Here is a 20750-nt window from a genome sequence, read left to right as displayed (position 1 = left end):
GTCATGGCCATCGTCATAGCGCCGACAAAGGCCTGCGCTGTCAACCCGCTGAAGATGAGCCAGCCGATCGGCGGCGCATTCGCCTTCATGGGGCTGCGCGGGGCGATGCCGCTTCTGCACGGCTCCCAAGGGTGCACATCCTTCGGGCTCACGCTCTTTGTCCGGCATTTCAAAGAGGCAGTACCGCTGCAGACCACCGCGATGAGTGAGGTCGCGACCGTACTCGGCGGGTATGAGAATCTCGAGCAGGCGATACTGAACATCTACAACCGTACCAAGCCTAAGATCATCGGAATCTGCTCGACCGGTGTCACCGAGACCAACGGCGACGATGTGGATGCCTACCTCAAGCTAATCCGGAGCAAGCATCCGCAACTCGCAAAGTTGCCACTGGTGAATGTCTCGACGCCTGATTTCAAGGGCGCGTTCCAGGACGGCTGGGAGAAGGCTGTGGCGCGCATTGTGGAGGTGCTGGTGGAAGGGCCCAACGCCAATGGCCTGCGGGATCCATCGAAGGTGAATGTTCTGCCGGGATGTCACCTCACGCCCGGGGACCTTGATGAACTCCGTGTCATATTGGAGGATTTCGGGTTGTGCCCGTCCTTCCTCCCTGATCTCGCGGGATCGCTCGACGGGCATATCCCCGATGAGTTTACGCCAACGACCATCGGCGGCATCGGCGTCGACGAAATTGCGAGCATGGGCCGCGCCGGATGGACGATTGCAATCGGCGCGCAGATGCAGCGAGCGGCAGAGGTCATGCAGGTCAAGACCGGCGTGCCTTTTCGCGTCTTCGAGCGGCTGTGTGGTCTCTGTCCGAACGACGAATTCATGACGTTCTTGAGCGAGATCAGCGGCCGCCCCATACCATTGAAATATCGGCGCCAGCGCGGTCAGCTCGCCGATGCAATGCTGGACGCGCACTTCCATATTGGCGGTCGCAAAGTTGCGATCGGGGCTGAGCCAGACCTCCTGTTCGATTTGTCCGGCATGCTGCACGACATGGGCGCGCAGGTGACCGCGGCCGTGACGACCACTCAGTCGGGGGTGATCGAGCGGATCAAGACCAAGGAGGTACTCATTGGCGATCTCGAGGATCTGGAAGAGCTTGCCAAAACAAAGCGTTGCGACCTGCTGATCACGCATTCGCATGGCAGGCAAGCGGCGGCTCGGCTGAAAGTCCCGTTCTATCGTACGGGGTTTCCGATGTTCGACCGACTTGGCGCAGGACACCAACTATCCGTGGGCTATCGTGGTACCCGCAATCTAATCTTCGAAATCGCCAATCTCGTGATCGCGCACCGCGAGGAGAACGATCAGCCTACCCCCGATAGATGGCGGACTGCGGCCGGACTGCCACGATGCTCGCGGTATCGCAGCTCCACCGCCGCAGCTGAGAGATCGATTGCATGAAGGTCGCGTTTGCCACTCAAGACCTTAGACGCGTCGATGCCCATTTTGGTTGGGCAAAGAATATCGCAATCTACGATGTCACGCCTGGCGGGCACGTGTTTCTCAAAGCGATTGAGTTTGAGGGCGATCTTAAGGAAGACGGAAACGACGACAAGTTGGCGCCGAAGATCGAGGCCATCAAGGACTGCGCAATCCTTTACGTCGCCGCCATTGGCGGTGCCGGGGCTGCGCGAGTCGTGGCCAACAAGATCCATCCTATCAAGGTGAATAAGCCAGAAAGCATTCTGGTGTTGCTTGAAAAACTCGAGCGCGTACTGAAGGGCACGCCACCTCCCTGGCTACGCAAGGCCATGGCAAAAGACCGACGGCGCACGTTCGAGTTCGACGAATGAGGTGATATGACGACAAAAATAGAGCAGCAGGGCAGCGCCGTCGAAGCGCCGTTCCTCAAAGAGTTGATCAAGATTTGGCGTGCTCAGGATACCAACGGAGCCTGGGAGGCGAAGAGCGATCTTGACCTGCTCGAACCCTATATCCTGGACAAGGAGAAACGGCGCGCATTGCCGATTATCGGTGATCCTGATCCCGATACGCTGTGGCGACTTAAGCTGTTTTTCGATGCGGTCGCGCTCTCGATCGAGAGGGAGACCGGCGTGATGATCCAGCCGATTCTGGATCTGCATCATGAAGGCTTCGGCCGCATGGTGCTCATCTCAGGCCGGCTGATCGCCGTGAACAAGCAGCTGCGCGATGTGCATCGCTTCGGATTCCCTAATTTCGTAAAGCTCGCGCAGGAGGGCGACAGATATGTCAGCGACGGAATCGACCTGATTCGGAAATTTCCGGACGTGGCGAACTATCGGGGGTACTCATGAGCGATCGTGAAACACTGAAGGCAGAACTAAAGAAGCTGTCTGTCAAGGCGACACAAGCCAAGATGGATCTGCACGACCTTTCGGAAGAATTGCCCGTCAACTGGACCTCGATCATGGTGGTGGCGCAGAAGGCGCACAATGCCTATGCCGAACTCGAGCGCAAGAGCCATGATTTGAAGGCGCTCGAAAATACTTAAAGGGGCCCGACCCATGTCATTTGCAACGCGCGATGGACGCGACTGGACGCCAGAATATCTGATCACGATCGATAGCAAGAAGTGCATCGGCTGTGGCCGCTGTTTCAAGGTGTGCGGTCGAGATGTCATGACCTTGAAAGGAATCAACGAGGAGGGCGAACTTGTCGACCTCGACAATGACGAGGACGATGAAATCGAAAAGAAGATCATGGTTCTGAGCGATCAGGGCGCTTGCATCGGCTGCGGTGCATGCGCCCGGGTCTGCCCGGCCAACTGCCAGACCCACAGTTCAGCCGCAGCAGAAGCTGCGTGAGCGAAGACAGTCATCCTGTCGCGGCAGGCGAGATATAGGTGAGAAAAGACACAATCTTGATCAGAACTCATGGTGGGACGGCGCGTCCGAATGATCTCGATCAAACATCGAATAGCAAGATCGCACGAGCTAAAACGCAAGCGTTGCCCCGCGCTGGTCGAGCGCCGGGTATGTCATGCCGATAGAGTATCCATCGCTCACAAGCCAATCGCCTCCGAGGTCCACGTATTCGAAGGCGATCTGCGCCTGCGCGGAGCACCGGGTGATCGAACTGCCTTGTCATGATGGACTTCGAAGGGCCTACTTCAGAGGCAGGTAACCAATGCATCGGACGATTTGATCCGAGCGGGTGCTGTGACATGTCTGCTTGCGGATCAGGAGAAGCTTACTTGCCGGCGGCGCCGCCGAGCATGGACAACGATGCCTGCCTCGATTTTGGTCGATCTCATTGAAAACGTAATGTGCTGCGAAGCGTGGCTGGTCTCTTTGCGCACTTCCGGTGGGGGCGAACATTTCGCTGCCCAGACTAGATAGTCGGTGCAATAGTGTATGCGATCGGTCGATCTCCTTTATGGGCGGTTCGATCTTGGCTAGCGCGTTTGAAACTGGCTGGATCAGCCAACGATTCTGCCATACATCAGTCGCAACGATATTACGTCCGTAGATCTTCGGGTTACTCATCCGCTGGTCGAGAACGCGGGCAACTGCGAGAAGACGGCGATCATCGCTGATCTTGTCACGTCCGTCTTAGAGAGGATGGAATCTCGTCTAGCGGCAATGGGTTTTGCTCACGTGGGCTGCAATCACTGGGTGCTTGATCCTCACCAGCACCCCGAAGTGTGGATGAAGAACGAGGACGATGAGTGGCAGCGGGTCGACAAGCCTACGAAGTATCCTTCGAAAGCTGGGGCAGTGATATCGATACTCAGATTCGGACGATGACCCTTCATTTTACTTGGAGCGCGCTCTTAGGGGGTGCGCGTGGAGTAAAGTGGCTGCAATAGCAGCCCGAGCCTGAAATGACGGACATTTGACCGTTCTTACGCGCGGGCGCAATGGTCTTAGCCAAAGGGGGCGCAAGCTCGCCGCGTGCGCCCCTCGCCGGCTGGAAGCGAGCGTTCAACCTTTCTGCGAGGGGCACTTGCCATGCCGCGGTGGGATACCAGGCATCGTAACCGGCCTTCCAACCTGGCCATCAACGAGCAGCAATGACTGCCACCGCGTTCAGCTGTCCGGCAAATGCTCCAGAAAGCTTGGCGCGCGAAAGCTGCAGCTGCGCACCCAGCGTGGAAGGGGCAGCAAGGCTCAATGGTCGTGCGAATTGGTCTGAATTATGCGCCCGAGCAATGCGGCGTGCTACAATGGCGAAGCTTGCGCGTTGGATTGCCAGAAACACGATCCGCTCGGGCACTTGTACGGTTCTTGCAGGGGTGATTGCACAGCGACAATGAAGAACGTCTTGCAATAAACGAGCGATGTATGCAGCCAAATCCCATCTATGCGATTTGCGGCTTTAACGACATTCCGAGCCGCCAGGCCATGGGATTCCATCTTATGGTCGTCGATGATGACGGCAATCACCGGCCGTGGTCCATCATTGTGGTGCGCTGGGGCAAAAAGGTGCTTGGCTATGTCAATAAATGCCCGCACAACGGCGTCAATTTGGACTGGGAGCGGAACGAATTTCTCGATCCCTACGGTACCCGGCTGATGTGCGGCAAGCACGGTTCGACCTTCGAACTCGGCACCGGGCGGTGCGTCGAAGGTCCATGTCAGGGTAGAGCGCTCACACCGATCGCGTTGGCGGTTCTGGATGGTGATATCTGTGTCTGCGGTGTGCGTCTTGTCGAAGACGATGCATCGCCCAACAACTGAAGACCGCGCTCAGACCGGCCGGTTCTCGTTGCGGTTTTTCACAGGCTCCATCCTCTTTAGCCCGTCGTCGTACGAGATCTCCTCATAGGACAGATCGAGATCCTTTGCGGCATCGAGGAGGTAATCAAGCTTGCCGCCCGGATCGAGCTTCTTGATGTCGTCCTTGTTGAGCCCGACCAGGTCCATCATTTCCTTCCAAACGGTGGATTCATCGCACGGCAAGACGTGGAAGTTAATATCACCGAGCTTGATTCGGTATTTCGCCAGCAAATCTAGGTTGTTGCAGAACATGAAGTAGCTGCCGTTTGGGCTTAAGGCACCGTCAAGGACGGTCGCGACGTCAGCAAGATAGGCGAAGGAATGCAGGTAGCCGGCCAGCACCGGAATAGTGCGTTCTCCATCCTGCGCGATCGTCAACACCTGCTCGATCGAATAGTCCGGCGGCCGTTTCTCGTCCGCGACTTGAGTCTGGAATTTTAGTGCGACGTCGCCGCGAAAGCCGAACCGGCCCGGCTTGGTAGTCCCGCCTTTGAGTACGGCATTGAGCAGGCGGCCCTCCTTCTCAAGTCTGCCGAGTGCGGTGTTCTCGATTGCGGTCATTAAATTCGTCCTCGATCTAAGCTCTTCACCGACGCCTTGGCCGGTGCCAGATGCAATGCAAATTGCTTGCCGTCGCGTGCCTAGCGGCCTTCGGCGTAGCTTAGAAAGAAAACGCGTCAGTGAGCTGCGATCGCCTCAACTAGCCTTGTCAGGAACCCGACACCGGTCCCAAAGCCAACAGGCGCGCTCCGAAAGAGTGAGTATCATCAAGCGTCTGCGCGCTGGCACGTGACTTGCCCTTGGGAGCTGGATCCAAGCTGATGAGGGAAAGCCGTGATCAACCTGACGGATAGCGCAGTGAATGCAATCAAGAGCGCGATTTCATCGTCGACGCACCCGACCGGCGGTCTGCGCGTCATGATCGAGGCAGGCGGCTGCAATGGGTTCAAATACAAGATGGGTCTGGCCGAGGAAGCGAAGCCTGACGACACTGTGATCGAATGCGACGGGCTGAAGGTGTTCGTCGATAACAAGAGCCGTGAGCATCTGGTCGGCACGACCATCGATTTCGTGATGGCACTGGAGAGCTCTGGCTTTACCTTTCATAACCCGAACGCCACCGCGAACTGCGCCTGCGGAAAATCGTTCAGCTGATGAAAAAAATCGTTCAGCTGATGAGGAGGAGACATCGCGGCATGCCGGCCGAACCAGAACAACTGAGGCAATCGTCGTCCACTGCGACAGACCGAGAGCGTCGCATTCGCGGCGCAATCGAAGAGATCCGACCCAATCGCGACGGTGGCGACTGTCACCTGATCGGGATCGATGGCCGCAGGGTCATGGTCAGGCTGACCGGTGCCTGCACGTTGTGTAAGCTTTCGAGGATGACGCTGGAAGGCATTCAGGCGCGGCTGGTCGATAAACTCGGCGAATTGGTTCGCCTGATCCCCGTTGCTGCTGCAAGCGAGGCAGTGGATTGAGCGAAAATCGACTACCGATTTACCTCGATAACAATGCAACGACGCGGACCGACCCATCGGTCGTGCAAGCCATGTTGCCGTTCTTCACCGAACAATTCGGCAATGCCTCGTCCACGCATGCGTTTGGCAGCGAGGTCGCAGTCGCTGTGAGGCAGGCACGGCGTAGCTTGCGGGGCCTGCTAGGGAACGCATACGATCATGAAATCGTTTTCACCTCGGGAGGGACCGAGGCCAATAATGCCGCGGTCCTCTCTGCGCTTGCGACGCAGGAAGACCGCGACGAGATCGTCACCACCGCAGTTGAGCATTCCGCCGTTCTTGCGCTAGCCGAGCGATTGGCGACAAGAGGAGTCAAGACGCACATCGTACCCGTAGATGCCTACGGCCGGCTCGACATCGAGGCCTTTCGCTGCGCGCTCGGGCCACGCACAGCGGTTGCCTCGGTTATGTGGGCCAACAACGAGACAGGAACGGTGTTTCCTGTGGAGTTTCTGGCAGGGTTGACCCGTGAGGCGGGCGCGCTGTTTCACACCGATGCGGTCCAGGCCATCGGCAAGGAGCGCGTGAACCTGAAGGACAGTGCGATCGACATGCTGTCGCTATCCGCGCACAAACTGCACGGCCCCAAGGGGGTCGGCGCGTTATATTTGCGCAAAGGGACAAAATTCCGGCCGCTGATCTGCGGCGGATCACAGGAACGAGGACGCCGCGGCGGGACTGAGAATATTCCCGGCATTGTCGGCCTGGGAAAGGCTGCCGAGCTTGCGGCGGAGCGGCTCGAACCGGAGCGCGTTCGCATTGGCGCGTTGCGCGACCGCCTTGAGCAGGGAATTTTGCACAATGGTGAGTGCGTTGCGCTCGGCGATGTCAGCAATCGATTAGCGAACACGGCCAATATTGCCTTCGATCATCTTGAAGGCGAAGCCATCGCTCACCATCTCAATCGGGCGGGCATTGCCGTGTCGCTCGGATCAGCCTGCAACTCCGGCTCAATGCAGCCATCGCATGTTCTGCGTGCCATGCACGTGCCGGCGTGGCGGATGCGCGGCGCGGTGCGCTTTTCTCTGTCGCGTGAAACCTCCTTCGCGGACGTCGATGACGTCGTGTGCGCGGTGTCCGACATCGTGGCTCGCCTGCGCGCCACCTCCCGCGTCACAGTCAGGGAGTTGACCTCGTGAAAATCATGATCCGCCGGTCTCCGGACGCGGGCCTGTCGATCTACGTGCCAAAAAAGGATCTCGAAGAGCCAATCGTGGAATCCGAGTACGAGACGCTATGGGGCGGCTGGATCAAAGTAGCTAATGGCTGGGTGCTCGATTTGCCCGAGATGGCGAGCGACACACGGTTACCGATCACAATCAACGCTAAAAAGCGGGGCGAGAACGGGGACGATCCGTGAAGGCGCCCCCGCAGATCGACTTTGTCGATGCGGACGATGCAAAGGCCACGCTCGTGGACATCGCTGCCGGCCTGAGGGCCGCGAGCATTGTTCCCTATCTCGGTCCTGGCCTCGCCGAATTGTGCAGATCCGATGTTCCGACCACACCCGAGGCGTTGGCCGGCTTCTTCGCCAGCAAGGTTGCGCTGCCGCGACGGGCTAGGGGCAATGCGTGGGCATCGGCGCAGCATATCGAGATCAGCAAACATCGGTCCACCGTGACGGCATTGATGACGCAGGCCTTCGCTCAGCCAGTCGAGCCGACGCGGTTTCACCATCATCTTGCGTCCCTGTCGCTGCCCGTCATAGTAGACGCCTGGTATGATGCCGCCATGCGCGCGGCGCTGGGTAAGCGCGATGGATGGGGCGAAGTGCAGGGTATCACCCGCGTCGGCATTGGGAAGAACCGCTGGTATCGCTTTTACGATTCAGTTGGCCAAGAGGTCGACAGTGCCGTGGCCGGCAGCTGGGCGACGGTGCTGTACAAGCCGCATGGCAGCGTGCAGCCGGCCAACAACTTTCTTATCTCCGACGCTGACTATGTCGAGGCGTTGACCGAAATCGACATTCAGACGCCAATTCCGGACATCGTCAAGGAAAGGCGAACCGGACAGACCTTTCTCTTCATCGGCTGTCGCTTCAACGACCAGCTGTTGCGTAGCTATGCGCGGCAGATCATCAAGCGCTCGGCCGCCACCCACTATGCGATCGTTGATCCGGACGCGCTCTCTCGCAACGAGCTCCGTTTCCTACTCGAGCAAGGCCTGACACCGCTTGCGATTGGGCTCCCTTGGGCGGTTGAGATACTGCTGACCCATTAGTGGCCTTGTGATCTCCCAGCTCGTATCGGCATATTGCGAGAGCCGCAACGCGAGAAAACCCGTTCAGATGGAGCCGGGTTCCGGCGAGCTTAGTGCGAGAATGAATGCGCAAGCCATGGAGCTCTGCGTGAGAATGACGACGTATCTGTCGCATCGTCAACAAGCGCATCATTGCTGTTCTTAGATGCGCCAGAGACGATCGTTTCCGCTAACTCGTTGGCGTATGGCTGCAATTTCATCGTCTCCGCCGTGGCATGCAAGTTGCTACCCGGCTTCTTGAGGTTCGCTCACGGATGGTCCTGGGTGGCCGATGATGCCTGCAGGGAAAATTGAAAATGAACGCGGTCGTCGAACGCGGAAAATATGCCAAAGCTGCAGTGGATAGCGGCAAGATGATGCAGCCCGCCACCGAGCAAAAGGGCTGCCGCGCCTTGGCCAAGACCGGGCAGGCGAGCTGCGGTTCGCAGGCAGGCCAAGGCGATCTGCCGACCGGAATTTGGGAAAAGGTCAAGAACCATCCCTGCTACAGCGAAGAAGCGCATCATCATTACGCCCGCATGCATGTCGCGGTCGCGCCTGCCTGCAACATCCAGTGCAATTACTGCAACCGAAAATACGACTGCGCCAATGAATCGCGTCCGGGCGTGGTGAGCGAGAAGCTCACGCCTGAGCAGGCGGTAAGAAAAGTGCTCGCGGTCGCGACCACCATTCCCCAGATGACGGTGCTTGGCATCGCTGGTCCCGGCGATCCCCTGGCCAATCCAGCAAAGACGTTCAAGACGTTCGAGCTGGTTGCCAAGGCGGCTCCCGACATCAAGCTGTGTCTGTCAACCAACGGACTGGCTCTGCCGGACTATATTGATACCATCGCCAGGTCCAAAATTGATCACGTCACCATCACCATCAACATGGTCGATCCCGAAATCGGCGCCAAGATCTATCCGTGGATCTTCTTCAACCACAAGCGCTACACCGGCATCGACGCGGCAAGGATACTCACCGATCGCCAGCTGCAAGGCCTCGAGATGCTTAGCGAACGGGGTATCCTGTGCAAGGTCAACTCGGTGATGATCCCAAACATCAACGACGACCACCTGGCAGAGGTCAACAAGGCGGTGAAGTCACGCGGTGCCTTCCTTCACAATATCATGCCGCTGATCTCCGCGCCCGAGCACGGCACAGTATTTGGCCTCAACGGTCAGCGCGGGCCGACGGCGCAGGAATTGAAAGCGCTGCAAGATGCTTGTGAAGGGGAGATAAAAATGATGCGGCATTGCCGCCAGTGCCGCGCCGATGCGGTCGGTCTACTCGGGGAGGATCGCAGCGCAGAGTTCACCACCGATCAGGTCATGAAAATGGACGTCCAATATGACTTAGAGATGCGCAAGGCATATCAGGACAGGGTAGAGGATGAGCGTGCCGCCAAAGTCGCGGCCGGCCAAAAGGAGCTTGCGGAATTTGCCGGAGAGATGAGTGCGATCACTCTTCTGGTGGCCGTCGCAACCAAGGGCTCGGGGTTGATCAACGAGCACTTTGGGCATGCAAAGGAATTCCAGGTGTACGAACTTTCTACATCCGGCGCCAGATTCGTCGGCCACCGCCGCGTGGACGTTTACTGCCAGAGCGGTTATGGCGAGGAGGATAGGCTTTCCGCCGTCATGCGTGGCATCCATGACTGCCATGCGGTCTTCGTGTCCAAGATCGGCGGCTGCCCGAAAAGCAATCTGATCAAGGCGGGGATCGAGCCGGTCGATCAATACGCCCATGAGTTCATTGAGAGGTCGGCGATCGCCTGGTTCAGATCCTATCTGGACAAGGTGAAACGCGGGGAGATCCAGCACGCGCAGCGCGGCGACGCCGCGATCCGGCAAGGATCTCTGATCTCTGCAGCGTAAGGGGGAATATGTGCCATTCAAGATCATCGCCTCGCAGTGTACGAGCTGCTCAGCCTGCGAACCCTTATGCCCGAACGTTGCCATCTCGGAGAAGGGGGGCAGCTTTGTCATTGAAGCGGCAAAATGCACTGAATGTGTTGGCTATTTCGACGAGCCGCAATGTGTCGCCGCCTGTCCGGTCGACAATACCTGCGTGGTTGATACGTCCTTGCCTCGCTACCAGGCGCCAGCCTAAAGCGTGAACCCCCATGAACGGCATGCCAAGAGCTGGTGCTGAAAACGTCGCTAGCTTCGTGCTGCGCGTTGGCGGAGGCGCAGGCGCCGACGTTCGGTCCTCCATCACGGACGACGACTGCGCTGGATTGCCCTGCGATCGTTCTGTTGCTGGTCGGCAGCACGGCCCTTGCGGGCATTTCATTCCGGGCGGCGGTCCAAAGATGCTTCGCGACGTCGAGAGCGGCCTTCCAGGCGGCGCTGCCATCGTCGATGTGACTGACGATGCCGCGCGAGCACGAAGTGATGCAGGATCTCGCCTGCGGTGGGCCAGGCGGCGTCCCTGCATCTCTACGAGAGAGCGATGCATGAGGGGCGGTACATGAACAGCATTGTTCGCGACAGCGACGTCGTCGAGCTCAGCGAGCCGCCTTTCTTCAGCTTTGGCCAAATGCTGCGAGCCAATCGCACCATCCGTAATGATGGTACCTATCGCGGCAAGGAGATTGGCGACGTTTTGGTCAAGAAGGGAGAGGTGGGTTACGTCGTCTCAATCGGCACGTTCCTGCAGCAATTCTACATCTACGGCGTCGAGTTTCTGGAAAGCGGCTACCGCGTTGGCATGAAGCGCAAGGAACTAGAGCCGGTGGACGCCTGCGAGGAGATCGATGATCTGCCATTGCCGGAGGAGTCATGACTCAGCCCGGTTTTCCGAAATATCGGCGCGGCCAGCGGGTCAAAACTGCAGTCGACCTCATCAACGACAGCTCATTTCCCAATACGGAGCCCGAGGGAGTCTTGCTCGCCGCCGGAGCGACCGGCGAGATCATCAACGTCGCTATCCATACCGAAGCGAACGTGCCGATCTATATTGTCGATTTTGGTGAGCAGCTGCTCATCGGCTGTCTTGAAGAAGAAATCACAGTGCTTTGAAGGGAGGCTTTCGCCATGAATGCCGCGCTGATGAGGAAGGTAAAGCCAGGGCTGGTGCCTCACCCCAACGAGCTCGATCGCAAACGGATCGAGCGCGGCCTGAGCTCGCGCAAGCGCTATCTCTACGTCTCGCCGAACGTGATGCCGGTGAGGGGCGGCTACCTCGTCGAGAGTCCCTGTTGCTCGCGAAACATCGATAAGGATGGCGCTCTCATCGATGTCGCGCTGATTCTTTATGATGCCGTGAGCGGGATCTGGAAGCTGTTTCGCAAGAACCACGCGCGAGGAAACTGGGAATTTTACAGCCTTTACCATCGGTTGACGTCTGCAATCGACGAATTGAATGCGGATCCGGAGCGTCTGTTCTGGCAATGACCAACCGCCTTTGACGAGTCACAGAGGGGCCACGATGGCGCTCACCGCGGAGGAATTGATCGAAATCGAGCGGCTGCTTGCAGCCGATGGCGCCGAGATGGGTAAGTTTGTCGAGCTGCGGCGCCGCTTTCCGCAGCTTGCTTGTGTGCGCTGTGATGCGTCGGATGTGGCGGATCAGCCGTTCCGGCAGTTTCCGCGTTTCGACCTTCATCTGATCGATGGATCGGATGACTGCGTGCAGATTACGGCCGATCCGACACGGGCGACCGGCATCGTACTGGCCAAAAGGAATGCTGGCGGTGAGCACTGAACTCGTAGAGTATCGGCTTGATGGCGCGCACACTGTGGAGGAGAATACATCATTCATTCCACTGTCCGATCCCGATGTCACCTTCGCCGAGCTCTCTGCCGTGGAAACGCTGCTGTGTTCGCCGCAAATCTCCAACGGGCGGATCACTGAGGCGTTTGAGCACGCTTTCGCCGACTATGTTGGCCGCAAATATGCTGTTGCGGTCTCCAGTGGTACCATCGGGCTCCTGCTTGCGCTGAGGGCGCTCGGCATTGGCCCGGGGCAGGAGGTCATCGCCTCGCCCTACTCCTTTCGTGAGACCGCGCATGCCATCAGTCTCGCAGGTGCACGAGCGGTATTTGCAGATGTCGACTATTGGTCCGGCGCATTAGTCCCAGCGAAGGCCGAAGAGTGCATCACGGCCAACACGCGGGCAATTGTCGCCGGCAATCCCAACGGCCATCCAGCGCCATGGTCGGAACTGCGCGCGATCGCGCAGCGCCATCATCTGCTGCTTTTGGAGGATTCCACCGAGGCGATCGGATCGAGCTACAAGGGTGAGCTCGTCGGCCGGTTTGGCGACCTCGCGGTGTTCGACTTTGCCCAACCGCTGGCTCTAACCTGTGGCGAAGGCGCAATGGTGGTGACCGACGATATCGACATCGCGGTCGGCTTGCGTCGCCATCGCGCCCATCGACTGGACGAGCGCTCCTCCGTTGTTGTCGGTAGCACGGCACCCTACCAGGCCGGCGTGAGCGATCTCACGGCTGCCTTGGGCCTGGCGCAGCTCAAGCGTCTTGATGAAATCCTGGAGCGGCGTCGGTTGGTCGAGCAGCTTTATAACGCGCATATGCAATCATTTGAGGGCATCAAGCCGCCTTATGTTGGCCCCCATGTGACCGAGGTGAACTGGTTGCTTTATCTCGTTCATCTGGGGACACGCTTCACGCGATCGGGGCGCGACGCCATTATCGATGATCTGCGCGGCGCACGGGTTGAATCCGCTGCCTATAGCCAACCGCTGCACTTGCAACGCCACTACGTTGACTTCGGCTATCGGCGTGGCGATTTCCTGGTTACGGAAAAAATAGCCGATCGCGCTCTGGCGCTTCCGTTTCACACCCATCTCACGAACCAGCAGATCGAGGTTATCGTCGAGACCATGAAAGATGCGTCGATCAACGTGGGAGCGGGTGCAGCGATCTACTGAGATGCTCGTCATCCATGACACGGAAGAACGAGGATTGAATGCCGATGATCGTAGTTGTTGTCATCGCGAGAGATGAGCAAACGGACCGAGCAGACGTCGTTTGTGGCAGCGTTGCCGGGCGCACATCTGATCCAAACAAATGCGGGAGCGCGCCGGATGCCGCTGGAGGCATGTACTCGTCTGGAAGGGCCGCAAGAGAAATGCTCCAAGCGAGCGCGAAGAAGACCTGCTCGACAGTAGAAAAGGCGCTGCGTCCAAGGCGCTAGGCCCACGCGCCAAGGTGCCCGAAACCAACCAAAACAGGGGATCGGTATGAACTCGCAACAGGTCATCATCCACGTCCGCTTCGGTCCGAACGGGAGAGTGATCCAAATCAGTGAGCGTCCGGCGAAGCTCACGCCGAACCAATGGTTTGATGTCCTCAACGCCCGTGCCAGCTCGGCTTATCGGCCGCTCGCTCGTGGCCGTGGGATTTTTCGGCTGAGCCGGACTGCGATCGATGCCTTCAAGCAGGAAACTGCGAGGCCGGGATGAGCGAACCGATAATCGGCAACCTGATGAGCGATCAGATCGAGGTTTTTGCCGTCTGTCCGGCCGATGCCATCGAACGGAGTGGGGCCATGGGCTTTAGCCTGTCGCGGATCGATGATAGGGGCGAGAGCCGGCCGTTTCCAATTATTGTGGTGCGCACCTTCGGCAACGACTATTTTGGTTACGTCAATCGTTGTCCGCATGAGAGCGTCTGGCTCAACATCGGCTCCGGTGCATTTTTCTCGGCGGACCGCTCGTTTCTCAGATGCGGCCGGCACGGTGCAAGGTTCGAGATCGACACTGGGATGTGCATCGACGGCCCCTGCGATGGACAATGGCTTGAGCCGGTAGCTCTCGCCGTGATCGAAGGTGATGTCTGCCTGTGCGGCGTCAAGCTGCTGGAGGACGATCGGTTTGCCGACCCGTTCAGGGGGAGCAGCGACGAAACCATGGATATCACGATCCATCCGGACTAACGGGCCTATCGCTTCGTTGCGCTCAAGCTGCCTGAGGCGCTTTGCTGTCCATGAGGCCATCGTACTCGTGAGCGTTGCAGATGCGTGTCATGGCTTTTGGCTCGTGAGAGAAAACGGGCAGCCCGCCGGATCGCGGCCTTGCACTCCGCGATCTCCGCCGCACCAAGAAGCTGCTCTGGCGCTAGCTCGCCAAATCGAGCCGGGAGGCAGGACACCCTTCGTACTGCCGACGATATGTTCGAGCGGGAAATGCCCCCGGCGGCTGGAACGCCGAGGGCATCGTCTGGGCGGGGAAATGGAGGGACCCAGACTGACAGGACCGTTGGGGAGGAATGACGATCCTGTGTCAGAAGTGTTTGGCCGGCCGGCGCGGCTGGCGTTATTGCCTGCTCTGCAACTGCAATGCCAAACCTCCGCTCGTGCGACGCCCTTAGCGAATGGCGCCACCATCGTCAGCTAGGGACCCGTCAGGAGTAGATGCATTAATGGGGCACGTGCTCGTTGTTCCGCAGGCGCCGCTGCAAGCGCGTATTGACGTGTATTGTGCGAAACGTGGGCCAGTCTTGGACCGCTGTGTTGCCGGTTTGCCGTTGCTGCCAATCGGGATTGGGGCCGGCTTGGCCTGCAGCCTCAAAGGTGGCTCGGCGATCATCCTTGCCTCGTTGGGCTCTCGCGACAGGCGCTATCTGTTGAGGCAAACGATAGATCGGCAGCGGCGGAACGCAGCGTCCAGCTTCAGGGCGAACAAGATGCTGTGGGCTCACGATGCGGCCGACCGATCACGCCATGGCAGAACAGAGCGCTCGATTCACCGCGCCATCGTCGAGAATAAGGGCTCCTCGATAGGCGGCACGAGGGTCATGAAGATCGCTGCTAATTCCAAGATATGATAGCGCAAGAGCTGGGCAAAATAACCGAGATCCTCGGTTATTCTGCGTACGAACTGCAGAAGGTTGAAGCGGGAGGTCAAACGCTATGCGAGGTTTGTCGTGTCCGAAACAGAAGTAAACGACATTGTCGCAACCTCGGCAACAATTGTGAGTCGCGCCGGGCAAAGCAAGGGATCGTTGCAGAAACGAACGTTACGCATCTGGTGTGCAACTTGCTTTGGAGAAGTTGGATGGTGAGCAAGTGATGCGGAAGTAAAAACGTCGCGATGACGGAAAGAAGAGGTTGGAATTGATCAAGGAGGCTGCTCCGGACGCGAAGGTATCTATTGCTGATCTTCAGCGACGACAATCACGATGGCGCCCGCTCATTTCGCCTGCTTTCGCAAGCGCGAGTGGGAATCAGTAGCATCAATTGGTCGATGCGGCGTTCAACCGTAAGAGATTGTGGAGGGCGATGTGCTCGCACCTTGCCTCTTTTGAGATGAAGCCCATTGATCACAGGATAGGCGCATGTACTCAGAAACCGAATTCGAACTTCCTCAACTTTATAGGCATCATGTCTTTGCCTGCAACACGCAGCGTCCGCAAACTCATCCGCACGGCAGCTGTGGCGCCTCCGGCGCGCAAGCCCTGTGGGATCGAATGGGCAAGGCGATCGAAGCGCAAGGCCTCAACGATATTGGCTTTACGATCGCGGGCTGCCTTGGCTTTTGTAACTCTGGTCCCTTGATGGTGGTCTATCCCGACGGAGTCTGGTATCGCGCGACCACACCTGAGGACGTTGACGAAATCGTAAACTCCCACCTCAAGCAGGGCAAACGTGTCGACCGCCTTGTCATGGTGCTAAAGCGAAGCTAGAGGCTTCGCTTAGCGGCCACTTGCCCGGGCTAACAAGCATGGACGGCTTGTCCGTCCATGAGTTGGCGCTCAGAGCTCGGATCGTCTGAGGTTGAGCGGAGGGCTCACGCTCCGGGTCTGCGAACAGCAGGTCATTGACCTTGGCGCGGCGTGCCGGTTTTTTTCTCCGGCCCAATAGGCAAATGACGCCTTTGCAACGCGCGACGAAACAAGAATATGATCATATCTGGGTCGATCTGTTGGTGTACCGTCACTCCATGCCGCGCGATCCGTAGCTCACAGCGAGAGCAATGCTGCGAATGGCTGCCTGCGTCTCGCGAGATGACGCGTTCTTGACGCGTCATCTCGCTCCGTGCTTGCACTGCGGGGAAGTTAGGGGAGGCGCTCGATAAGCTCGCCGCGTCCGGGGTGATCAAACGGATTCCCCTTTCTGGTCCTGTTCTAGTGTCAGAACTTGTAAGTGACGCCGCCGCTGACAAGCCATGGGTCGATATTGGCGCGCCCGGTGACGGCAATCGCATTGTTTACGGTCGCGGAGTACTCCGGCCGCAGCCACAGCTTCTTCACATCAAAGTTGAGACCCCAGTGACGATCAAGCATGTAATCGAAGCCGAATTGGACCGCCGCGCCTAATTGGTTGCTGATGCGCAAATCCGTCACGGCAAGACCGGGGAGCGACGTATTGGCTGCCGATTGGTTGAAGAATGCGGTGTAGTTGATGCCCGCGCCGATATAGGGCTTGAGCTGGCCGAAATCGGTGAAGTGATATTGCAGGGTCAGTGTTGGCGGCAACAGCCAAGCTTTACCGATATCGAGGCCAGTGAGCGCGCCATTGCCGCTGATGTGATGGCTGGTCACGCCGAGAATGAGTTCGGCTGCAAGGTTTTTTGTGAAGAAATAAGTGATGTCGAGCTCGGGTATGGCTTGATCGCTGATCGAAAGCCCAGAGCTTGGTGAGGACAGCGAGGGCGCCCCGGCGACGCTGACCGAGCTGCCAGCAGTATCCGGCAAAACGCCGAGCACGCGCAGGCGGATCATCCATGGATTGAAGGGTTCGATCGGAGGCGCTTTATAGTAGACCGGGGCCGGGCCCAGATCCGCAGCCCGTACCGAGATGCTGGCCAACGAGGTCGCCAGCGCCAGGAGCGATGCCGTCGTCAGAACTGTCCTTGTTCTCATCGAATTCTCCAATCCAAAACTCGCGCGAAGAGCCGCGCGAGATCTCTGTCACACATGGGGAATGGCGGAGGATTTGATGTCGATCAAAATGGGAGGGACCGTAGCGCAATTATGCCGCCAAGTTGCATAAGGATCACGGCCGCGAAGCGTGGTGGTCTGTTCTGATCGTTATTCGATTCAAGAGAGCCGAACCTCTTCAATAAACTGCCTCTCGGCTTGGTGCGGGGACCCAATCTAGGCCGCGGAGGCCACGCCTGATAAAGCCGGCAACTGCGGCGGCCTCTCACACACTGCGTAGGCGAGCAGCGCGGCATTCGAGCGCAATATGGGCGATGCCGCTTTACGGAGCAGCCACTCGCGCGGGCGTCTCAGCGAGGGTCTCCTCGGTTACCACCCGTGAAGGAAGCCGGAAGTGGGAAACGTCATTCTTTGCCTCGTTTGATGGCCTGGGGGCTCGCTCCGCCGTTTCCTCACGTCTGCGGACAGCGCGTGCGGTTTGCTTCGTGCAAGCATCCCTCGAGATCATCTTGCGTCTTGCGGCCAAGCAGCGACAGCACGGGCTCATGATCGAGTCCGGCACATCGTGCCCCGTCTATGTCGATCAGTGGTCGTCGTATCAGCAGCGGATCGCCCACCATCAATGCGAGTGCGCTTGCCGCGTCGATAGTATCGGGATTGACTTCGCCTGACTTGATACGGGGCGCAGCTCGGTTGAACCAAGCTTCGACGGGCATGTTGCCGAAGAAGCTGCGCAATTCGTCCGCATCCCATGTCTCCTTCAAGATGTCTTGGGCGATCACGTCGTGGCCGGCGGACTTCAGCACTAGAATCTGACGCGCGTTAGTGGCGCAGCTGGGTTTCTGATAAAAGATGATTGTCGCCACGACACACCTATGTAGGGGCGCTGAGCTGAACGATTGGCACGGCGCTGCTGCTTCCGGTAGCCGATTCGAATTTATTGCCGATCTCTCCAATGTCAGCGCACCAAGCATGCAACACTCCCCACTGGTCGGTCAGTTTTCGAGTCCGACCGGCATATTCACTCCAATCGCCCGCCTTGCGAGAAGCGCAGCAAGTTCCGTTCCACACCTGAAGGGATCGGAACAGGTCCCGCCAAATCGGCTTTTCGCGTTGATGGTTGTGGTCGTTGTTCGTTTTCTGACAGCCGCGCAGATCCTGTCAGATCCAAAACAGCCAGGATCACTCACCGGATGGTTGGTTTTTAGGAACGTAATCAGAAGCTTAAGGAGCGCGGTCAAGCGTTGGCACGGCGGTTGCTAATACGCGGAAGCAACACTGAGTGAGGGCTGAGTGCACGCCGACGCTTAAGGCGAGCGATGCGCTCCTTCCCTTGAACCCGTGTGCCCCCGTTTCTGAGAGAGAAACAAGCTCGCGCGCAAGAAGCGCGCAACTTTTGGCAAATCGGTTGATGGAGAGCAACATGTCTTCACTGAGACAAATCGCGTTCTACGGGAAGGGCGGCATCGGCAAGTCGACCACTTCGCAGAACACGCTGGCGGCGCTGGCCGAGATGGGTCAGAAAATCCTGATTGTAGGGTGCGATCCGAAAGCGGACTCGACCCGCCTGATTCTGCACGCCAAGGCGCAAGACACGATTTTGAGCCTTGCAGCGAGCGCCGGCAGCGTGGAAGACCTCGAGCTCGAGGACGTAATGAAGGTCGGCTACAAGGACATTCGCTGCGTGGAGTCTGGTGGTCCTGAGCCGGGTGTCGGCTGCGCCGGCCGCGGCGTCATCACCTCGATCAATTTCCTGGAGGAGAACGGCGCCTATGAGAACATTGACTATGTCTCATACGACGTGCTCGGCGACGTCGTTTGCGGTGGCTTTGCGATGCCAATCCGCGAGAACAAGGCGCAGGAAATCTATATCGTGATGTCCGGTGAAATGATGGCGATGTATGCCGCAAACAACATTTCCAAGGGCATCCTGAAATACGCGAACTCTGGTGGCGTGCGGCTGGGCGGTCTGATCTGCAACGAGCGGCAGACCGACAAGGAGCTGGAACTGGCGGAAGCGTTGGCCAAGAAGCTAGGTACTCAGCTGATCTACTTCGTGCCGCGCGACAACGTGGTGCAGCATGCCGAGTTACGCCGCATGACCGTGCTCGAATATGCACCCGATTCCAAGCAGGCCGATCACTATCGCAATCTTGCGACCAAGGTTCACAATAATGGCGGCAAAGGCATCATCCCGACCCCGATCTCCATGGACGAGCTCGAGGACATGCTGATGGAGCATGGCATTATGAAGCCCGTGGACGAATCCATCATCGGCAAGACCGCCGCCGAACTCGCGGCCTCGTAAAGGTCGCGAGTCGCGGCCTTGTGAAGGCGCGCGACGGATGCCGGTCTCCCTCACCGCCCATCCCGGGAGGCCGGCATTCTGATGATCGACCCTGACCAAAACCAGGATGCCGCGGGGGCAAACCTGACCACTGTGGAAACCCGCAAAATTATGTCCGAAGCGCACTTCCTTCCGTTGATGGCTGCTTGTGCCGTTGATGCCAACAGCCAGATGCACAGGGGAATTGCAACCTACCGCCTGCTCACCGGTGTGCCTCCTGCAGATGCTGATATTGCCATTGACAGCAATCTCGATCGCCATGTCCTGGCGTCTATACTGGCGGCTGCCACAATGGATGGTGGCTCCCTTCCCGAGAAGGCCGGCCTGTCCGGCCTTGAACTGGCGGCCTTGCTGGAAGAGTACTTTCCCTCGCTTGAGATCAAGCTCGGGGAGCAGCTCTCGGCTTTCAAGTGCGAAGAGGACGACGAGATCGCAATGCTGCGCGATCTCTTGCTCAAGCAACGCTCGACGGAAGGGGATATCGGCCGCTGGCTGGCTGCGATGATCGCGCGCCGTGCCATTGAGCCAGGCCACCTGTGGGAAGCTCTCGGCTTGCGCAATCGTCGCGAACTCTCTCGGTTGCTGAGCCGCCATTTCGCGCCGCTCGCCGCGCGCAATGTCAACAATATGCGCTGGAAGCGCTTCTTCTACCGCATGCTCTGCGAGAATGACGGCCTCGTGATGTGCACAACACCCGTGTGCAAGCAATGTGACGACTTCAACCTCTGCTTCGGCGAAGAAAGCGGTGAGAGCCGGATGGCCGAGCGCCGGTGCGATTTTCTGTTGCAGGCGGCTCGGCCGGTCGTTGCCGGCGACTGGCCGTCTGAACTGCCACAAGGGTCCGCTATCGCCCCCTCATCCGAGAAAGCCTCGCCGGATTTGGTAAGCCGCGCGGGAGGTTGAGGGCGCGGCTGACGCCGTTTCGATGCGAGCGAGTGACCATGTGTCCAAGGCGGCAGCGGGCCCCAAGTGCTCCGCGACAATTCTCGATATCCCGGCGCGCGGCAATTGCATTAGCGTTCGAACTCGGCGTGGCAACAGGCAAGGAGTTCGCTTCATGAGCCTGTCGCATTTGTGACAATCC

General features: G+C 58.5%; 26 protein-coding genes. 22 read left to right on the top strand and 4 right to left on the bottom strand.

Annotated features, from left to right (window positions below; all coding sequences use genetic code 11):
- Nucleotides 1-3 precede the first annotated feature (3 nt).
- From nifN to fdxB, 5 genes are read left to right on the top strand one after another with little or no spacing between them, the layout of a single operon-like run.
- The gene (gene nifN / locus P6U29_RS35945) at nucleotides 4-1413 is read left to right on the top strand and encodes a nitrogenase iron-molybdenum cofactor biosynthesis protein NifN (protein ID WP_407114889.1); all 1410 of its coding nucleotides are present in this window, start codon (nucleotides 4-6) and stop codon (nucleotides 1411-1413) included.
- Nucleotides 1410-1805, top strand: a complete 396-nt coding sequence (gene nifX, locus P6U29_RS35940; RefSeq protein ID WP_097669291.1) for a nitrogen fixation protein NifX — start codon at nucleotides 1410-1412, stop codon at nucleotides 1803-1805. Before nifN ends, nifX begins: the two co-directional genes overlap by 4 nt.
- A 6-nt stretch (nucleotides 1806-1811) precedes the next feature.
- On the top strand, nucleotides 1812-2288 hold the full coding sequence (locus P6U29_RS35935; RefSeq protein WP_407114888.1) for a NifX-associated nitrogen fixation protein: 477 nt from the start codon (nucleotides 1812-1814) through the stop codon (nucleotides 2286-2288).
- Nucleotides 2285-2485, top strand: coding sequence for a CCE_0567 family metalloprotein (locus P6U29_RS35930; protein WP_018319619.1), 201 nt, complete (start codon nucleotides 2285-2287; stop codon nucleotides 2483-2485). The genes P6U29_RS35935 and P6U29_RS35930 overlap by 4 nt, the downstream gene beginning before the upstream one ends.
- A 13-nt stretch (nucleotides 2486-2498) precedes the next feature.
- Nucleotides 2499-2798, top strand: coding sequence for a ferredoxin III, nif-specific (gene fdxB, locus P6U29_RS35925; RefSeq protein WP_407114887.1), 300 nt, complete (start codon nucleotides 2499-2501; stop codon nucleotides 2796-2798).
- Between the two features lie 1195 nt (nucleotides 2799-3993).
- Here fdxB and P6U29_RS35920 read toward each other — a convergent pair.
- Nucleotides 3994-4287, bottom strand: a complete 294-nt coding sequence (locus P6U29_RS35920) for a hypothetical protein (protein ID WP_407114886.1) — start codon at nucleotides 4285-4287, stop codon at nucleotides 3994-3996.
- On the opposite strand from P6U29_RS35920, the gene P6U29_RS35915 reads away from it, so the two are divergent.
- A complete protein-coding gene (locus P6U29_RS35915) occupies nucleotides 4278-4673 on the top strand; it encodes a Rieske (2Fe-2S) protein (RefSeq protein ID WP_407114885.1) in 396 nt (131 codons plus the stop codon). The genes P6U29_RS35920 and P6U29_RS35915 overlap by 10 nt on opposite strands.
- A gap of 9 nt (nucleotides 4674-4682) precedes the next feature.
- Here the strand turns inward: P6U29_RS35915 and P6U29_RS35910 are convergent, their stop codons facing one another.
- Entirely contained in the window at nucleotides 4683-5273 is a 591-nt protein-coding gene (locus P6U29_RS35910) for a hypothetical protein (protein WP_407114884.1), read from the bottom strand.
- 273 nt (nucleotides 5274-5546) lie between these two features.
- Between P6U29_RS35910 and P6U29_RS35905 the strand changes: the two genes are divergently transcribed.
- From P6U29_RS35905 to P6U29_RS35840, 14 genes are all read left to right on the top strand, one after another.
- Nucleotides 5547-5867, top strand: a complete 321-nt coding sequence (locus P6U29_RS35905; RefSeq protein WP_407114883.1) for a HesB/IscA family protein — start codon at nucleotides 5547-5549, stop codon at nucleotides 5865-5867.
- 41 nt (nucleotides 5868-5908) lie between these two features.
- The gene (locus tag P6U29_RS35900; protein ID WP_407119522.1) at nucleotides 5909-6193 is read left to right on the top strand and encodes a NifU family protein; all 285 of its coding nucleotides are present in this window, start codon (nucleotides 5909-5911) and stop codon (nucleotides 6191-6193) included.
- Entirely contained in the window at nucleotides 6190-7371 is a 1182-nt protein-coding gene (nifS, locus tag P6U29_RS35895) for a cysteine desulfurase NifS (RefSeq protein WP_407114882.1), read from the top strand. Before P6U29_RS35900 ends, nifS begins: the two co-directional genes overlap by 4 nt.
- Nucleotides 7368-7592 (top strand): putative nitrogen fixation protein NifT, encoded by a 225-nt coding sequence (gene nifT, locus P6U29_RS35890; protein WP_018319613.1) that lies wholly within the window; start codon nucleotides 7368-7370, stop codon nucleotides 7590-7592. The genes nifS and nifT overlap by 4 nt, the downstream gene beginning before the upstream one ends.
- On the top strand, nucleotides 7589-8452 hold the full coding sequence (locus tag P6U29_RS35885) for an SIR2 family NAD-dependent protein deacylase (protein WP_407114881.1): 864 nt from the start codon (nucleotides 7589-7591) through the stop codon (nucleotides 8450-8452). The genes nifT and P6U29_RS35885 overlap by 4 nt, the downstream gene beginning before the upstream one ends.
- Nucleotides 8453-8787: 335 nt before the next feature.
- Nucleotides 8788-10347 (top strand): nitrogenase cofactor biosynthesis protein NifB, encoded by a 1560-nt coding sequence (gene nifB, locus P6U29_RS35880; RefSeq protein WP_407114880.1) that lies wholly within the window; start codon nucleotides 8788-8790, stop codon nucleotides 10345-10347.
- Nucleotides 10348-10357: 10 nt separating this feature from the next.
- Complete coding sequence (locus tag P6U29_RS35875; protein ID WP_091881697.1) at nucleotides 10358-10582, top strand: 4Fe-4S binding protein; 225 nt, start codon at nucleotides 10358-10360, stop codon at nucleotides 10580-10582.
- A 360-nt stretch (nucleotides 10583-10942) separates the two neighbouring features.
- The gene (locus P6U29_RS35870; protein WP_407119521.1) at nucleotides 10943-11257 is read left to right on the top strand and encodes a nitrogen fixation protein NifZ; all 315 of its coding nucleotides are present in this window, start codon (nucleotides 10943-10945) and stop codon (nucleotides 11255-11257) included.
- On the top strand, nucleotides 11254-11493 hold the full coding sequence (locus P6U29_RS35865) for a nitrogen fixation protein NifZ (protein ID WP_407114879.1): 240 nt from the start codon (nucleotides 11254-11256) through the stop codon (nucleotides 11491-11493). Before P6U29_RS35870 ends, P6U29_RS35865 begins: the two co-directional genes overlap by 4 nt.
- A gap of 15 nt (nucleotides 11494-11508) precedes the next feature.
- Entirely contained in the window at nucleotides 11509-11868 is a 360-nt protein-coding gene (locus P6U29_RS35860; RefSeq protein WP_407114878.1) for a DUF3024 domain-containing protein, read from the top strand.
- Between the two features lie 34 nt (nucleotides 11869-11902).
- Nucleotides 11903-12178: a hypothetical protein gene (locus P6U29_RS35855; RefSeq protein WP_407114877.1), complete on the top strand. Its 276-nt coding sequence runs from the start codon at nucleotides 11903-11905 to the stop codon at nucleotides 12176-12178.
- 34 nt (nucleotides 12179-12212) lie between these two features.
- A complete protein-coding gene (locus P6U29_RS35850) occupies nucleotides 12213-13367 on the top strand; it encodes a DegT/DnrJ/EryC1/StrS family aminotransferase (protein WP_407119520.1) in 1155 nt (384 codons plus the stop codon).
- Nucleotides 13368-13921: 554 nt separating this feature from the next.
- Nucleotides 13922-14374, top strand: coding sequence for a Rieske (2Fe-2S) protein (locus tag P6U29_RS35845; protein WP_407119519.1), 453 nt, complete (start codon nucleotides 13922-13924; stop codon nucleotides 14372-14374).
- 1400 nt (nucleotides 14375-15774) lie between these two features.
- Nucleotides 15775-16122 (top strand): (2Fe-2S) ferredoxin domain-containing protein, encoded by a 348-nt coding sequence (locus P6U29_RS35840; protein ID WP_407114876.1) that lies wholly within the window; start codon nucleotides 15775-15777, stop codon nucleotides 16120-16122.
- A gap of 447 nt (nucleotides 16123-16569) precedes the next feature.
- Here the strand turns inward: P6U29_RS35840 and P6U29_RS35835 are convergent, their stop codons facing one another.
- Together P6U29_RS35835 and P6U29_RS35830 are read right to left on the bottom strand one after the other, a co-directional pair.
- On the bottom strand, nucleotides 16570-17301 hold the full coding sequence (locus P6U29_RS35835; protein WP_407114875.1) for an OmpW/AlkL family protein: 732 nt from the start codon (nucleotides 17299-17301) through the stop codon (nucleotides 16570-16572).
- A gap of 470 nt (nucleotides 17302-17771) precedes the next feature.
- Complete coding sequence (locus tag P6U29_RS35830) at nucleotides 17772-18185, bottom strand: ArsC/Spx/MgsR family protein (RefSeq protein WP_407114874.1); 414 nt, start codon at nucleotides 18183-18185, stop codon at nucleotides 17772-17774.
- A 557-nt stretch (nucleotides 18186-18742) separates the two neighbouring features.
- Between P6U29_RS35830 and nifH the strand changes: the two genes are divergently transcribed.
- Nucleotides 18743-19627, top strand: a complete 885-nt coding sequence (gene nifH / locus P6U29_RS35825) for a nitrogenase iron protein (RefSeq protein ID WP_027571409.1) — start codon at nucleotides 18743-18745, stop codon at nucleotides 19625-19627.
- A 150-nt stretch (nucleotides 19628-19777) separates the two neighbouring features.
- Complete coding sequence (locus P6U29_RS35820) at nucleotides 19778-20569, top strand: nitrogen fixation protein NifQ (protein WP_407119518.1); 792 nt, start codon at nucleotides 19778-19780, stop codon at nucleotides 20567-20569.
- Nucleotides 20570-20750: the final 181 nt, after the last annotated feature.

This window comes from Bradyrhizobium sp. LMG 9283 (assembly GCF_045571415.1).
Lineage (GTDB): Bacteria > Pseudomonadota > Alphaproteobacteria > Rhizobiales > Xanthobacteraceae > Bradyrhizobium.
Note: the sequence above shows the minus strand (reverse complement) of the source record. Positions and strands in the feature narration are given on the sequence as shown.

Bases quoted from the DNA above. Each gene is read 5' to 3' on its own strand.
- P6U29_RS35865 (WP_407114879.1), top strand. From the start codon at position 11,254: ATGACTCAGCCCGGTTTTCCGAAATATCGGCGCGGCCAGCGGGTCAAA.
- P6U29_RS35900 (WP_407119522.1), top strand. From the start codon at position 5,909: ATGCCGGCCGAACCAGAACAACTGAGGCAATCGTCGTCCACTGCGACA.
- P6U29_RS35835 (WP_407114875.1), bottom strand. From the start codon at position 17,301: ATGAGAACAAGGACAGTTCTGACGACGGCATCGCTCCTGGCGCTGGCG.
- P6U29_RS35840 (WP_407114876.1), top strand. From the start codon at position 15,775: ATGTACTCAGAAACCGAATTCGAACTTCCTCAACTTTATAGGCATCAT.
- P6U29_RS35935 (WP_407114888.1), top strand. From the start codon at position 1,812: ATGACGACAAAAATAGAGCAGCAGGGCAGCGCCGTCGAAGCGCCGTTC.
- P6U29_RS35870 (WP_407119521.1), top strand. From the start codon at position 10,943: ATGAACAGCATTGTTCGCGACAGCGACGTCGTCGAGCTCAGCGAGCCG.
- P6U29_RS35910 (WP_407114884.1), bottom strand. From the start codon at position 5,273: ATGACCGCAATCGAGAACACCGCACTCGGCAGACTTGAGAAGGAGGGC.
- nifX (WP_097669291.1), top strand. From the start codon at position 1,410: ATGAAGGTCGCGTTTGCCACTCAAGACCTTAGACGCGTCGATGCCCAT.
- nifB (WP_407114880.1), top strand. From the start codon at position 8,788: ATGAACGCGGTCGTCGAACGCGGAAAATATGCCAAAGCTGCAGTGGAT.
- P6U29_RS35855 (WP_407114877.1), top strand. From the start codon at position 11,903: ATGGCGCTCACCGCGGAGGAATTGATCGAAATCGAGCGGCTGCTTGCA.
- P6U29_RS35860 (WP_407114878.1), top strand. From the start codon at position 11,509: ATGAATGCCGCGCTGATGAGGAAGGTAAAGCCAGGGCTGGTGCCTCAC.
- nifN (WP_407114889.1), top strand. From the start codon at position 4: ATGGCCATCGTCATAGCGCCGACAAAGGCCTGCGCTGTCAACCCGCTG.
- P6U29_RS35915 (WP_407114885.1), top strand. From the start codon at position 4,278: ATGCAGCCAAATCCCATCTATGCGATTTGCGGCTTTAACGACATTCCG.
- P6U29_RS35820 (WP_407119518.1), top strand. From the start codon at position 19,778: ATGTCCGAAGCGCACTTCCTTCCGTTGATGGCTGCTTGTGCCGTTGAT.
- nifH (WP_027571409.1), top strand. From the start codon at position 18,743: ATGTCTTCACTGAGACAAATCGCGTTCTACGGGAAGGGCGGCATCGGC.
- P6U29_RS35930 (WP_018319619.1), top strand. From the start codon at position 2,285: ATGAGCGATCGTGAAACACTGAAGGCAGAACTAAAGAAGCTGTCTGTC.
- fdxB (WP_407114887.1), top strand. From the start codon at position 2,499: ATGTCATTTGCAACGCGCGATGGACGCGACTGGACGCCAGAATATCTG.